Consider the following 14,033-nt stretch of genomic DNA (forward strand, 5'->3'; position numbering starts at 1 on the left):
GTAAACGTGACGACGGGGACCGAAGTCCCCGCCGGCTGTCTTGGGTAATAAGGCTTCAGCGGCCCCAGCTGTGCCGTTTAGGCGGCGACAGCGAAACGCTCATCGTTGGCGTTTGTGGTTTTGCGCGAATTACGTTCGTCGCCTTTCGGGTTGCCTGCGCACCTTTGCCCGCCCTGTCGAAGCCAGTACACCCCCAACCAAACACACTCGCCGAATGCCCTTGGGTGGAGGTGAGGGGAATCGAACCCCTGTCCAAAACGCCTCCAGATTGCCGGAATTACAACCATGCTTTCGATTATGGGGATAGCCCCCGCAAATTTCAAGTCTGGCCGATGCTTTTGTCCGCTTAATGGCCGCACCAGCGGGGCAAATGTTGAAAATCGAACGTCGCACGCAGTTTTTCCGGCGCGCTGTAAGTCGAACGCACACGCCGCGTCGTCGCATCAAACAGCACATTGAAACGCGCCGGTTCGTTCCAATCGTCACAGTAACGCCACTCCCAAACCAGTTCGTTACGCGCAGAAAAATAAACCGTCCAGGCGGGGTGGGGTGGGCCGATCCGGCGCACCACCTGGTCTTCGCTCATGTCGGCGGCGATTTGGGCAAAGTGCGCGGCATCGAGCACATTTTTGCGCTCGATCAGCCGCCCGGCCGCATCCAGGCGCAAAAACCAGGTGTGGTAACCCATCGGCCCGCTCGGATACACCCAGGTTTCGCCGCCGGCGCTTTCTGTCCAGCGCATGGCCGGCGGCCCCATGCGCTCTTGCACGCTGGCCGCCGTGCCTTGCCCCGGCTGCAGCGCCGAATCGGTAAACACGGCGCAGCCGGCGAGCAAAAAGGAGAAAAATACACCGCTCAAACTGCGCCAAATTTCGGTGTGTGTTTTCATAAGCCGTAGAAAAATCATTCCGGGTATTGCAAAACGCGCTCAAGCTGCCGGGCAATGGCCGCTGCCGCCGCCACTTCCCCCTGTCGTCGCAAACGCTCTTCCTCCAAGCGCAGCCAGTTGGCCAGCGGACGCCGCCAGCCTTGCGCCCGCGCCGTGTCGATCGCCACCTGCATTCCTGCCGGCGGCAAACGCCCCGCCTGCAGCAAAACAGCGGCGGCCAACAAGCGCGACAAAGGCTCACTGATTTCGCCAAGCTGCGGCGGGTTTTTCCAGGCCATTTGCTGCGGCGGCGGCAACAAACTCAGCTCGCTATCGGCCACTTCAGCACGCAAATACGCAGCATAGGCATTTTCCGCCGCCCCCGCATCCTGCGCCAAAGGGGCAAAATCTGGGCAGCCAAAAGCGTACAGGCTGGCAGTTTTGACACTGCAAGCGTGCAGCTCGACATAGGCCATGGCCTTGGCGTCGCCCGTACGCGACACCGCCTCGCGCGCTTTTTGCAGTGCGCTTTGCGCCAACTTGTCGCGCCCTTCCAGATAAAGTCGCGCGTGCTGTTCGCTGGCGCTGCGCGCCGTGAGCAGCCACTCGGGCGGTGGCGGATGGCTGGCGCAGGCGCTCAAAAACAAACCCAGCGCAAGCGCAGTCGAACGGGTGGCAAAAAAACGGGGGTTCATGGCAGCTGCAATTTCTGTTCGCGGGCAAACGGCCATTTACGGTTGATTTCATCGATCAAGCCGGAAACCTTTTGCATATTGAGATCAACTTCCTGACGCAGGGCGGCCAAATCCTCGCTCGCCGTGCGCACATTGCCGCTAATGGCTTGGGCGTCTGCCATGATGGGTTGCGCGCTTTGCCCTAGACGATGCAGTTGTTGCAGACTCGCATCCAGGGTTTGCAGGCTGCGCCGGGCGTCCACCAGGAGCGCACGGGTTTGTTCCAGGCTGGCGCTGACCTTGGCGACCTCTTTTTCGTTGCCCAGAAGCGCCCCCAAAGCACCATTTTTGCCGTTCAGATTGCCGGAAAACTGCTGCAGATTGACCAAGGTTTGCTGCAAAGCCGAATCCGCGTTACTCAGCCGTTCCAGGTTTTCCAGGAGCTTGTGCGCGGTGGCGACGAGCTCCGGCACACCTGATGCGGCATCGCCGATCAAAACCTCACGCCGCGCGCCGTCGGGCAGGGCGGGGTCATCGAGAATGCCGCTATAGGCGCGCAGCTTGGCGCTGCCGACGACACTGCGCTCCAGGGTAAAAATCGACGAAGTGCGCAACCAGCGCGCATCCGCCAACGGAATATCGATGTGGATGTGGGCTTTGCCGTCTTCGGCCAGTTCGATACGCCCAACTCGGCCAATAGGAAAACCAGAAAAACTCAAATCGCTGCCCACGCTGACGCCCTCGGCATTATCGGCCACCAGCAAAAGAGCTTGATTCTCGGTAAACACCCCGCGCGCCTGCATGACGTAAAGCACGAAGGCGATCAACAGCGCAAACGCCAGCAACAACAACAGCCCCGCCTTGGTCTGGGCGTGGGCAATACTCGGTGTGGGGGCGTGTGCAGAATGCGGCATGAGTTCAGAGGATACGCAAGGCAAGAAAGAAAATCTCCACCAGCAACAAGGCCAGGTAGAGCCGCACCATGATACGCATTTCCAGGTTGGCCGGGCTTTGCCGGGTTTCGAGCACGGCCGTGGCCGGGGCGATACCGACCGCCAGCGCAAAGGCAAAAATTTTCGCCCCCAGCACCAGGCTCAGGAGCGGATCGAACACCTGCCCGATCAAGCGACTATAGGCCGGCAGCGCCCAAGGATTGAAACCATGCACCACCGGATAGGCAATGAGCAGGCAAAGACCGCCGGCAAAAATCGCCAATACGACCACCGCCAGCGCATTACCCAAGACACAGGGCAGGACATCGAACAAACTGGCCTGCCGACGCACGCTGTCTTGCGCAAAATGGCGCAAACTCAAAGGCACCGCACGCGCCGCCACAAACAAGGCGGCGGCCAGCGGCAGAATTTCCACGACAAAAACCCGCAACAGCCCTTCCAGCGCCAGATGCGAGAGGCCGTAACCCGCCGCACTCACGGTCAGCAGACGAGTGAGCACGGCGCTGATTAGCGCACAGGCCAAAAGATAGCTCGGTAAAGTCTGCCAGGCGCTGCAACAAAAAACCTGCGCCGTGCGCTGGCGCAAAAGACTTTGATGAAAACTCGGCGTCAGCGCAGCAAGAAAAATTTGGGCAGAAAACAACGACAACCGCCGCGCATTGAACAAGAGCGCACGCCAACCCCCATGGCGGCCTACCGGAAAACTGTGGCTGAGTAGTTCAGACATGGCGGCACACCGGAAACACCTCGCTACCCTAGCCGCGCTCGGCTTCCAGACGTTTGCGGCGCAAGATGGCATCGGCGATGGCGCGGCTGATGCTATCGACGTCGGGCAGTTTGTTGGGGTGAAAGACGATCAAAGGAATGCCCAGACTTTGCAGGGCGACGCGTTTGACGTCTTCGGCATTGTCGTTTTCCGGCAGCGCCGAAGGCCAGACCAGTTCGATTGCGGCAATGATGGAAAAATCATGGTCGCAGACGACGAAATCCACCCCGCGCCCGGCCATGCGATTCAAACGCTGCGCTTCTTGCCGGCCGCGCGCCAGCGCCAGCTGGGCAACCCCGACCTGGGCAAACACCCGCATATTGGGCATGGCTTCGCACAAGCGCTGGTAGAGCTCCTGCTCGCTGTCGTTGAGCAGACGATAGGGTTTGCGCTGCGCCGGTTCGACGAAACGGGTTTGCGGATCGAGCGCATCGCTCGCCACCTGGGGAGCGCGCGAAAATGCCGTGTCGACCGAACGTGGGTGCTTGCGCCGCTCGACAAAGCGCTCGGCCGATGCGTCTTTCGGCGAGCGGCGCAGCATCAGAAACAAACCGCCGACGATGAGCGCAGCGAGAACGGCAAGAAGAGCGAAATTTTCCATGATGGGTTCTAAAAAACAGGCGCACCAGCAAGACGCAGAGGCTTGCATTATAACGGCATGCCATGCAGGCGTAATGCCGAGCCCGTAAAGCTGCTTGGTAGAATGCAGGGATATTTCCTGCGGCCTTTGATTTTTCTGCGAATTTTCCCATGCGCATCACCCTGGTTCACCCTGCCGGCTTCAATTTCGTACCGGGCCAACCGGATTTTTCCGTTTTCGCCAACCGTATGCCGCCGATTGGCATCGCACAGCTGGCCTCCTGGCTGGAAAAATTCGGTCACCCGGTGCAACTGCACGACTGTCTCGGCCCTTACGCCCCGCCGGGCATCGAGGCCAACGCCGAAATCATTCTGGCCACCGACCCGGAACTGGTCGGATTCTCTGCCACGACCTCGGGATTCATGGATGCGGTGGATATGGCGCGTTATATCCGCGCCAAACGTCCGCAGATTCGCATCGTGTTTGGCAACGTCCATGTCTCTTCACTCGGTGCGCCGGTGCTGGAGCATTTCCCGGAAATCGATGCACTGGTCATCGGTGAGGGCGAGGGGGCTTTGCTCGATCTGGCCGAGGGCAAAGCGCTTGGCGAAATCGGCAATCTGATCTGGCGCGACGAACACGGCAAAATCCGCGTCAACCCGCGCCGCGACCGCATTCTCGATTTAGACGAGCTGCCTTTTCCAGCCTACGAAAAACTTACCGGTTTTCCGCACGACTACCATCTGCCGCTCTTTTCCTACGCACAAAAGCATGGGGCGACCATGATCACCTCGCGCGGCTGCCCCTACACCTGCTCCTTCTGCGACCGCACCGTTTTCGAGCGTTTGTACAAAACCAATTCGGCGGATTACATCTACCGCCACATGCAGTATTTACGCGATCGTTTCGGCGTGTATCACGTCAATATTTACGATGATTTATTCACCGCCAAGAAACAACGCGTCTTCGACCTGTGCCGTTTGTTGATCGAAAAACCACTGGGCGTGCAGTTCAACTGCGCCATTCGCACCGGCCACACCTCGGACGAGATGCTGGCGCAGCTGAAAAAAGCCGGCGCGCTGATGGTGTCGATGGGCATCGAGTCAGCCGATCCGGAAATGATGGCCCGCCACAAAGCCGGCGTCACGCTGGATGCCGTGCGCGACACGGTACGCCAGATTCACGCCGCCGGTCTGCGCGCCAAGGGGCTGTTCATTTTTGGCATGCCCGGCGAAACGCCGGAAACGGTAAAAACGACCAGCGATTTCATCCTCTCGCTCGATCTCGATGAAATGAACATGACCAAGTTCAGCCCCTTGCACGGCGCGCCGATCTGGGAGGAATGCGTCAGCGGTGCCAGCGGGCAGATGATCGAAGACTGGCGCTTGATGAACTGCCTGAATTTCGTCTATCTGCCCGAGGGCTTTGCCTCGCGCGAAGAAATGGATGCACTCTATAACTGGCATGTGCGCCGTTTCTACGACAGCAAGGGCTACCGCCGGCGCTTTGCCAAACGCCTCTGGCAACACCGCTGGAGCCTGTGGCACATCGTCCGCCACCTGCCACAAACCATTGCCGCGGCACGCTATTTCAGCGCCAATCAGGCGCAGATCGAAGCAGCCCGGCGCGATTTCGCCCGCCATCCGCGCCAGCCGCTGGGTTTGTTGCCGATGCTCTCGGAAGATTTGCAGATCGACAATCGTGTCGCCATGTCCGGCGAACGTCTGTCGCGCCGCCAGATCATGCTGCAAGTCGCGCAAGACAAGGCCAGCGCAAGCTGCGGCAAGGCCACGGTTAAGACGGCGGCATCGGCAGTATAATCACCGCCTCGCTGCCGGGCAGATACCTGCCGCGAGTCACGATAACGAGAACTCACTGCGCCCCAGAGAACTGCGCACGATCGATAGACACAATGCAAATGACGGAACAAGCAAGACCCAGCCAATGCGATGTACTGGTCATTGGTGGTGGGCCGGCCGGGGCGACGGTAGCGCCGCTGCTCACGGCACAAGGCTATAAGGTGGTGGTGCTGGAAAAGACGCGTTACCCGCGTTTTCATATCGGGGAATCCCTGCTGCCGGCGAATTTACCGCTTTTTGAACGCCTGGGCGTAGCCGATGAAGTGCGTGCCATCGGCATGGAAAAACACGCGGCAGAATTCATTTCACCACAACACGCGCAGCCGCAGGCCTTCCGCTTTGCCGAGGCCTGGGACAAATCCATGCCCTACGCCTACCAGGTGCCGCGCGCCGAGTTCGACAGCATTTTATTGCGCAACGCCGCCCGCCAAGGTGCCGAGGTGCACGAGGGCTGCCGCGTCAAAGACGTGGAGTTTTTGGCCGATGACTGCGTGCAGGTCAGCGCGCAGCACGACGACGGCCGTACCCAAATCTGGCAAGCGCGTTTTCTGGTCGATGCCTCCGGACGCGATACCTTTCTGGCCAACCGCTTCCGCATCAAACACCGCAACCCAAAGCACAACAGCTCGGCGGTGTACGGCCATTTTTCCCAAGCCCGCCGCTACCCCGGCCAGGATGCCGGCAACATCAGCATCTACTGGTTCGAACACGGCTGGTTCTGGTTCATTCCCATGCAAAACGACGTCACCAGTGTCGGCATGGTGACCTGGCCCTACCACATGAAAACGCGCGGCAAGCGCAGTCTGGAACAATTCCTGCGCGACGGCATCGCCAGCGTTCCGCTGCTCGCCGAGCGCCTCAAGGATTCCGAACTGGTGCACGCGGTTGAAGCCACCGGTAATTTCTCCTATGTTTCAGAGCGCAACCACGGCCGCAACTACGTCATGCTGGGCGATGCCTATGCCTTCATCGACCCGGTATTTTCTTCCGGCGTCCTGCTGGCGATGAATAGCGCCGTTGCGGCGGCGGAAGCCATACACAGCTGTTTATCGCAGCCAGCGCAGGCCGCCCGCGCCCTCAAGACCTTTGATGAGCGCATGCAGCACGGGCCGAAAGCTTTTTCCTGGTTCATTTACCGCATGACCAACCCGATCATGCGCGATTTTTTCATGTATCCGCAGAACCGCTGGCGGGTGAAAGAAGCCGTGCTCTCCGTGCTGGCCGGCGATATTTTTGGCAAAACGCCGATCTGGCGGGCAATTACGATCTTCAAGCTGCTTTATTACGGGGCCAACCTGGTGCAGCCGAAACGCGCCTGGCAAGCCTGGCGGCGACGCCAGCAAAATATCCGGCCGGTTGACGACCCGGAATTGATTGCCATCGACGCGGCCTTCAAGTGAGCGGCTTGCAGCTATCGGGCGGCCCGGAGGCACCGCTGGTTTCACGTGAAACCGCAACCATCCTGGGTGGCGCGCGTATTGGTCTACATCCGAACACGGCGCACAGCGTGCCAAGCGCGTGGCCGGAGCAGATTTTGCCAGCGCGGCTGCTCGGCACTTCGGCGACGTGCTGGCAGGAATTCTGGCAGTGTCAGCCTCCCTGCCGCGCCGGCCAGCAAAACAATCTGACCTGGCAGCGTAGCGGCGATATTCTGTACGGCGTCATCCACCTGGACGAAGCCGAGTTTGCACACAGCGAATCTCCGCCTCTGCAGGCCGCTACTGAAAGTGCCTACCGACAAATTTTTGCCCTGCTGGCAGCGGAGCAGCTGCCGGAACTGTGGCGGGTATGGAATTACTTTGCCGCCATCAATACACAGACACATGGCCTGGAACGCTACCGGCAATTCAACAGCGGCCGGCAGGCTGCCTTCCTTGCCTGTCAGGCCGCACTCAGCGGCAAGGTGCCGGCCGCCTGCGCCCTGGGCCTCACGCAAGGGCCTTTGAGCATCGCCTTCATGGCCGGCAACACCCCCGGTGTGGCGATCGAAAACCCACGTCAAGTGAGCGCCTACTTCTACCCCACAGCCTACGGCCCGAAGAGCCCGACTTTCTCGCGCGCAATGCTGGCCCGGCCGCCGGGGCAGGAAATCCTTTTCATTTCCGGCACCGCCAGCATCCTCGGCCACCAGACCGTACATACCGGCGATGTCGCGGCGCAAACCGCAGAAAGCCTGAACAACATCCTCGCCGTGCTGGCCGAGGCCAACCGGCAGGCGCACAGCGCCCCCTTCCAGGCCCAGGAGCTCTGCTATCGCGCCTATGTCCGCCGTGGCACCGAGCAGCCGCTGGTCGCCCGCGTACTGGCGTCGATACTGGGGAGGGCGGACATCTGTTACATCGAAGCCGACGTCTGCCGCAGCGATCTTCTGGTCGAGATCGAAGCCACCGGCATTCACCAGACATGAAATTAATGTGGCGCGTCTATGCGCGGCTGGCGATGCTGCTTGGCCTGGGCGGCTTGGCCGTGGCCTGTCTGGGTTGGCTGCCGTTTGCCCTGGTGCTGCATCCCTTCTTGTCGCAAAAGCGGGCGCGCCGTCTTGGTCGCTTGGCGATCCAGCGCGGCTTTCGCAGCTATCTCTGGTTTCTCGAACGCTGCTGCGCCTGCCGTTTTGATCTGACGGCCCTAGATACCTTGCCGGCCGCCGGGCCGCTGGTGGTGGTCGCCAATCACCCCTCACTGCTCGATGCCGTGCTCATCCTGTCGCGCCTGCCCAATGCCGTCTGCGTGATGAAGGCCAGCCTGCTCGACAACATCCTTTTCGGTGCCGGCGCGCGTATGGCGGGCTACATTGCCAACGATGCGCCGCTCAAAGTCGTGCTGGAAAGCCGGCAGGCGCTGCAGGAAGGGGCGCAACTGGTGATTTTTCCGGAAGGCAGCCGCACCGGCAATTTCCCGCTCGACCCCTGTCAGGCCACCGCCGCGCTGATTGCCCGCCGCGCCGGGGTGCCGCTGCAGCCGGTGCTGATCGAGTTTTCCAGCCCCTATCTGGGCAAGAGCTGGCCCCTGTTCCGCCCGCCTTGTCTGCCGCTACGCTGCCAGTTGCGCCTGGGGCAACGCCTGCCTGCCGAAGGCGAGGTCATGGCGCTGACGCACAGACTGGAAAACATCCTGCGCAGCGCCCGCAATCCACTGCCCGCCGAATCTCACTGACTTTGTTTTGCCCACCATGTCCACCACCCACCTCGTCCTCATTCCCAGCTACAATCCCGGCCCCGCCGTTTTACGCACGGTGCAGGCGGCCCGTGCGCAATGGCCGGTGGTGTGGGTGGTCGATGACGGCAGCGACGATGGCAGCACCGCCGCACTGCACGCGCTGGCGGCGAACGACCCCGGCCTGCATCTGATCGTCCTGCCGCGTAACAGCGGCAAGGGTGCGGCGGTGCTCGCCGGCCTGGAAGCCGCCGCCGCGGCTGGCTTCACCCACGTCCTGACCATGGATGCCGACGGCCAGCACCCGGCGGCGCTGATTCCCGATTTCATGGCGGCTTCGCAGGCAGCACCGGCGGCGATGATCCTCGGCAAGCCGGTGTTCGGGCCGGAGGCTCCGGCATTGCGCGTCAATGGGCGCAAGGTATCGAATGGCTGGGCCAATTTCGAAACCCTGTGGATGGGGATCGGCGATTCGCTCTATGGTTTTCGCGTCTATCCGATCCGCCCCTTGCAAAAAATCATGCAGGGACGGCGCTGGATGCGGCGTTTCGATTTTGATCCGGAAGCCGTGGTGCGCCTGTGCTGGGCAGGCGTCGTGCCGATCAACAAAGACGCGCCGGTGCGCTACCTGAGCGCGGAGGAAGGCGGCGTGTCGCATTTTCGCTATCTACGCGACAACAGCCTGCTCACCTGGATGCACACCCGGCTATTCCTCGGTTTTTTATGGCGCTTGCCCCGCCTTTTACCTCAGCGCTTATTGCGCCGCAAAACGAACTGAACCATGCCCACCAGCGAACGCTACCTGCTCGCCATGAGCCTGATTTTTGCCCTGCCCTGGCTGATCTGGCGGCTGGGCCGCTGCGATTACTACGCACCGCTCGTCGTCGTGCAGATTCTGGCCGGCATTTTGCTCGGGCCGGGCGTTCTGGGACAGCTCTATCCGGCCTATTACGAATTTTTGTTCACCCCGGCGGTGATCCAGTCGCTCAACGGTGTGGCTTGGTGGGCGGTGATGCTCTTCGTGATGATTGCCGGCATCGAGCTCGACCTTGGGGCGGCTTGGGCGCATCGGCGCGAAAGCTCGATCACGGCGGGGCTCGCCTTGGGTATGCCCTTTGTTTTTGGTGCGCTGGCGGCGCTGTTGCTTCTGGGCGGTGCCGGCTGGCTGGGCAGCGAAGGCAGTCCCTGGCAGTTCGTACTGGGCGTCGGCATGGCCTGCGCCGTGACGGCCTTGCCCATCCTCATCCTGCTCATGGAAAAGCTGGACATCCTGCGCCAGCCCATCGGGCAACGCATTTTGCGTTACGCCAGCCTGGACGACATCGCCATTTGGGGCGTGCTCGCCCTGATCCTGCTCGACTGGGAACGGGTCGGGCGGCAGGCTTTGTTTTTATTGCTGTTTACGCTCGTCGCCTGGCTATTCCGCCGCCTGATGCAGCGGGTCAGCGAAGCCGACCGCTGGTATCTCGCCTTGATCTGGCTGGCGGTGTGCGGCTTTGCCGCCGACTGGGCGGGGCTGCACAGCATGGTCGGCGCTTTCCTCGCCGGAGCCGTGCTGGAAGCGCGCTGGTTCAATCAGGAACGCATGGATTTGCTGCGCCATTACGTTTTGCTGGCGCTGATGCCGGTGTTTTTCCTTTCCACGGGTTTGCGCACCAACTGGGGTGTAGGTGGAGGGATGGTGTTCGCCGTGGCGGCGCTCTTCCTGTTTGCTTCGGTGGCCGGTAAGTTGATCGGCGTGCGCCTGGCCGGGCGCATCCTGGGCTGGGCAGCGGGCGAAGCTCATATCATCGGCTGGCTGCTGCAAACCAAGGCGCTGATCATGATCATCTTTGCCAATGTGCTGCTCGACCGCGCCATCATCACCAGCGATACCTTTACCGCGCTCTTGCTGATGGCCGTGGCCAGCACCATGCTCACCGTACCCCGCGTCAGCCGTCAACTCGAACAGCGGCCGGAATTGCTGGGACGAATTTCCTGATCCCTTGCAAGGACCTCAGATCATGCCGCCGTTGATCGAAATCACCTGCCCGGTAATGTAAGCGGCCGCATCGGAGGCCAAAAAAGCCACCAGATGCGCCACTTCTTCCGGGCGACCGGCGCGCTGCGCGGGCACCAGCTGCTTGATGCGTGCCGCATCGAATTGCCCGGCGCTCATCGGCGTTTCGATAATGCCGGGGGCGACGACATTGACCGTCACGCCCCGGCTGGCCAGCTCCAGCGCCAGCGATTTGCTGGCCGCGTGCAAGGCCCCCTTGGCCGCGGAATAATTGACCTGCCCACGATTACCGGTCAGCGCAGCGACCGAAGATACGCTGATGATGCGCCCCCAGCGCGTGCGCAGCATGGGCAGCGTGAGCGGCTGGGTGACGTTGAAGAAACCGTTGAGCGACACATCGAGCACACGATCCCACTGCTCCGGCTGCATGCCGGGAAAAACGGCGTCGTCGTGGATGCCGGCATTGTTCACCAAAACCTGAATCGCCCCCGTTTCAAGCAAAGCGGCGAGCGCCGCTGCCGTTGGGCCGCGCTGGGTCAGATCGAATAACGCAAGCTCGGCCTGAGCGCCCTGCGCCTGAATCTCTGCTGCCAAAGCCTGCACCGCAGCAAGGTTTTTGTTGGCATGCAGGATCACCGCATAACCCTCGGCCGCCAACCGGCGGCTGATGGCCGCGCCAATGCCACCACTGGCCCCGGTAATCAGCGCGCGTTTCATGCTTCTCATGCCCCTTCGGTGGCCGCCAGCAAAACTGCCGCCCGCCCGTGGAGCAACAAGGCCCCGGCGTGTTCGAGGCGAAACTCGTAAAGCACATTGTTTGCATCGCCGGACAAGCGCTCGGCGTACACGTCGAGCGCTTGCGCCAAATCATCGAGGCGTTCGACGGCAAGCTCTACGCTGCGCACGCTGGCCAGATAACCCGGACGCGGCGCAGCCTTTGCCGGGGCGAGCAAAGCGCCATGCACGGCCATGGCTTGCGCCGCATATTCGATGCCGCACGCCGCCCCCAAACGGTCCGCCGTGCGCAAGGGATTGTCTGCCGCACGGTGGCTGGTCGCCCGGCAGTGAATGCTGGCCTCATCCCAAGTCAAAACCGAATCGAGCAAACACATACGCCCCTGGTGCGGAATACGCGCGGCAATCGCGGCCTGCTCTAGCATGGCGTAAAGCCCAGGGCGAGCTGGGTGGGCGGCAGGTAATCAAGCACACAGGTCCCGGCCCGCCGCTCGGCCACGTGTTGCAGCAAGGGCAGGGCGCGCAGGGCGGGAATATTTTGCCGCAAATTTTCCAGACTGGAATCGGCGCAACACTGCGGTGCGGTTTCGCTCAAACTCAGCGTAATCTGCCCCTTGCTGGAGGTATTGCGCTGCGGACTGAGCAAAAGCGCCACTCCGGCGCAATCCGGTGTCGCGCGCTTGGCGTGCAAGGGTTGCGGATACTCGCTGTCGTAAGCGATCAACAAAACCGCTGCCTGCAGCGTGGCCACTTGCGCCAGGGCATCGAGCAATCCTGCGCCAAAACTTGCGTCAAAGCCGGCAATCACCTGACAGGGTGCCGTCGCCCCGGTGGCGATGCCCCAGTATCCGGCGGCCGCGTTATGCACGGAGTTATGAAAACGGGTGGGCGAGATTTGCCGATCGTCGCCCGCCAGCTGTTCGCACAGGGCGTGACAGTTGTGACCATCGGCCCCGGACGCAGTAAAGACGGTGGCCAAGGTCGCGGCATCTGCCTGGGCATCGGCACAGGCGGCCAAGCCCAGAGCGAGCGCCAGTTTGACGACACGGCTGGCCCGCCGGCGCTCGGCGCTCGGCAGCAGACTCGGTGCCGGTAATACGCTGGGGGCCGGCTGATACGGCTGCTCACCGCGCAACACCGCACAGGCCAGCGGCCAGTCGGGCAGACCGGGCGCAATCAAGGCGATGCCATCGATCCAGGCAGCAAGTGAGGGCGGGGGCGTCGTCATGGCGAAGAAGCGCCTCAAACCGCGAAAATCAGGCTGCAGTTGCTGCCGCCAAAACCGAAGGAATTACTCAAGACCGTGCGCGGAGCCGCGTTTTGCCCGCACAACAGGTAATTGAGGGGAATGCCGGGGTCGAGTTTTTGCGTCCCCGGGCTGCCGGGCAGGAAGCCGCTTTCCAGCGCCAGGGCGCAGAACACGGCCTCGACGGCACCGGCGGCACCCAAGGTATGCCCGGTCGCTCCCTTGGTCGAGCTGCAGGGCGTCTGCGGGCCAAAGACTGCGGCAAGCGCGCAGCCTTCGGCAGCATCATTGGCTGGCGTCGCCGTGCCATGCAAATTAATGTAATCAATGGCCTGCGGCGACAATCCCGCCGTGCTCAGCGCCGTCTGCATGGCCTGGCGCGCGCCGCGTCCCTCCGGATGCGGAGCCGACATGTGATAGGCATCGCTCGATTCCCCAACCCCGATCAAACGCACCCCCTCGGCACCCCCCGGGCGTTCGAGCAGGGCAAAAGCGGCGGCTTCGCCAATGGAAATGCCATTGCGCCCAGCATCATAGGGGCGGCAAGGCTGTTCGGAGGTCAGTTGCAAGGAGGCAAAGCCGTGCAAGGTGGTCAAACACAGACTATCCACCCCACCGACCACGGCGGCATCGATGCTGCCAACGGCCAGTTGGCGGGCAGCCGCGGCAAAGACCTTGGCGCTCGACGAGCAGGCGGTAGAAATGGCGAAGGCCGGACCGCTCAAGGCGAAATAATCGCGGGTAAAGGCGGCGAGCGAAAAGGAATTGTGCGTATCGCGATAGATGAAATCATCGGGCAGCGCGCCATTCTGCGGATCGCGCCGGCGATAGGCCAGTTCGGTCTGCAAGATGCCGGCGGTGCTGGTGCCGAGGAAAACACCAACCCGCGCCGGACCGTAGCGCTCGCGCGCGGCGCAAACGGCGGCGGCAAAACCATCGCTTTCCAGGCCCATTTGCGTCAGGCGATTGTTGCGGCAATCGTAGCTGGCCAGCGCAGCGCTCAGGCGGATGTCGTCCACGCCCGCCACTTCGCCGACCCAGGTCGGCAGCCGCACCGTTTCGAAGCGGCACGGCGCAAGGCCGCTACGACCGTGCCGCAGCGCCTGCCAGTTGGCATCGCGGCCCCGTCCGAGACAGGTGGTGAGGGTGCTGGCGGTGATTTGGCAGGGGGAAAACATGCCCGGATTCTAACAGAGGGTA

15 protein-coding genes and 1 other RNA gene are annotated in these 14,033 nt (G+C 61.9%); 6 read left to right on the plus strand and 10 right to left on the minus strand.

Features of this window, described 5'->3' with window-relative positions; genetic code table 11:
- Positions 1-7: 7 nt before the first annotated feature.
- From ssrA to ACM62Q_RS11830, 6 genes are all read right to left on the minus strand, one after another.
- Positions 8-337: a transfer-messenger RNA gene (gene ssrA / locus ACM62Q_RS11805) on the minus strand.
- 9 nt (positions 338-346) lie between these two features.
- The gene (locus ACM62Q_RS11810) at positions 347-889 is read right to left on the minus strand and encodes a hypothetical protein (protein ID WP_415036808.1); all 543 of its coding nucleotides are present in this window, start codon (positions 887-889) and stop codon (positions 347-349) included.
- Positions 890-903: 14 nt separating this feature from the next.
- Positions 904-1,563, minus strand: a complete 660-nt coding sequence (locus tag ACM62Q_RS11815) for a hypothetical protein (protein WP_415036810.1) — start codon at positions 1,561-1,563, stop codon at positions 904-906.
- The gene (locus tag ACM62Q_RS11820) at positions 1,560-2,456 is read right to left on the minus strand and encodes an MlaD family protein (RefSeq protein ID WP_415036812.1); all 897 of its coding nucleotides are present in this window, start codon (positions 2,454-2,456) and stop codon (positions 1,560-1,562) included. Before ACM62Q_RS11820 ends, ACM62Q_RS11815 begins: the two co-directional genes overlap by 4 nt.
- Before the next feature lie 4 nt (positions 2,457-2,460).
- Positions 2,461-3,222, minus strand: a complete 762-nt coding sequence (locus ACM62Q_RS11825; protein WP_415036814.1) for a hypothetical protein — start codon at positions 3,220-3,222, stop codon at positions 2,461-2,463.
- Positions 3,223-3,250: 28 nt separating this feature from the next.
- Complete coding sequence (locus tag ACM62Q_RS11830; protein ID WP_415036816.1) at positions 3,251-3,862, minus strand: DUF2726 domain-containing protein; 612 nt, start codon at positions 3,860-3,862, stop codon at positions 3,251-3,253.
- Positions 3,863-4,011: 149 nt separating this feature from the next.
- On the opposite strand from ACM62Q_RS11830, the gene ACM62Q_RS11835 reads away from it, so the two are divergent.
- From ACM62Q_RS11835 to ACM62Q_RS11860, 6 genes are all read left to right on the plus strand, one after another.
- Positions 4,012-5,661 (plus strand): B12-binding domain-containing radical SAM protein, encoded by a 1,650-nt coding sequence (locus ACM62Q_RS11835; protein ID WP_415036818.1) that lies wholly within the window; start codon positions 4,012-4,014, stop codon positions 5,659-5,661.
- A gap of 92 nt (positions 5,662-5,753) precedes the next feature.
- Entirely contained in the window at positions 5,754-7,100 is a 1,347-nt protein-coding gene (locus ACM62Q_RS11840; protein WP_415036820.1) for an NAD(P)/FAD-dependent oxidoreductase, read from the plus strand.
- Positions 7,097-8,107, plus strand: a complete 1,011-nt coding sequence (locus ACM62Q_RS11845; RefSeq protein WP_415036822.1) for a hypothetical protein — start codon at positions 7,097-7,099, stop codon at positions 8,105-8,107. The genes ACM62Q_RS11840 and ACM62Q_RS11845 overlap by 4 nt, the downstream gene beginning before the upstream one ends.
- Entirely contained in the window at positions 8,104-8,853 is a 750-nt protein-coding gene (locus tag ACM62Q_RS11850; protein ID WP_415036824.1) for a lysophospholipid acyltransferase family protein, read from the plus strand. Before ACM62Q_RS11845 ends, ACM62Q_RS11850 begins: the two co-directional genes overlap by 4 nt.
- 16 nt (positions 8,854-8,869) lie before the next feature.
- Entirely contained in the window at positions 8,870-9,631 is a 762-nt protein-coding gene (locus tag ACM62Q_RS11855; protein ID WP_415036826.1) for a glycosyltransferase family 2 protein, read from the plus strand.
- Positions 9,632-9,634: 3 nt separating this feature from the next.
- Positions 9,635-10,834 carry a cation:proton antiporter gene (locus ACM62Q_RS11860; RefSeq protein ID WP_415036828.1) on the plus strand — a complete coding sequence of 400 codons (1,200 nt, stop codon included), beginning with the start codon at positions 9,635-9,637 and terminating at the stop codon, positions 10,832-10,834.
- 15 nt (positions 10,835-10,849) lie between these two features.
- Here ACM62Q_RS11860 and fabG read toward each other — a convergent pair whose 3' ends face one another.
- Genes fabG through ACM62Q_RS11880 form a run of 4 tightly spaced genes read right to left on the minus strand, consistent with a single transcriptional unit; the run spans position 10,850 to position 14,011 of the window.
- Positions 10,850-11,569: a 3-oxoacyl-ACP reductase FabG gene (gene fabG, locus ACM62Q_RS11865; RefSeq protein ID WP_415036830.1), complete on the minus strand. Its 720-nt coding sequence runs from the start codon at positions 11,567-11,569 to the stop codon at positions 10,850-10,852.
- A 5-nt stretch (positions 11,570-11,574) separates the two neighbouring features.
- On the minus strand, positions 11,575-12,012 hold the full coding sequence (locus ACM62Q_RS11870) for a 3-hydroxylacyl-ACP dehydratase (RefSeq protein WP_415036832.1): 438 nt from the start codon (positions 12,010-12,012) through the stop codon (positions 11,575-11,577).
- Complete coding sequence (locus tag ACM62Q_RS11875) at positions 12,006-12,815, minus strand: beta-ketoacyl synthase chain length factor (protein ID WP_415036834.1); 810 nt, start codon at positions 12,813-12,815, stop codon at positions 12,006-12,008. Before ACM62Q_RS11875 ends, ACM62Q_RS11870 begins: the two co-directional genes overlap by 7 nt.
- Positions 12,816-12,829: 14 nt before the next feature.
- Entirely contained in the window at positions 12,830-14,011 is a 1,182-nt protein-coding gene (locus tag ACM62Q_RS11880; protein ID WP_415036836.1) for a beta-ketoacyl-[acyl-carrier-protein] synthase family protein, read from the minus strand.
- Positions 14,012-14,033 lie beyond the last annotated feature (22 nt).

This window comes from Azonexus sp. (assembly GCF_047638095.1).
Taxonomy (GTDB): domain Bacteria; phylum Pseudomonadota; class Gammaproteobacteria; order Burkholderiales; family Rhodocyclaceae; genus Azonexus.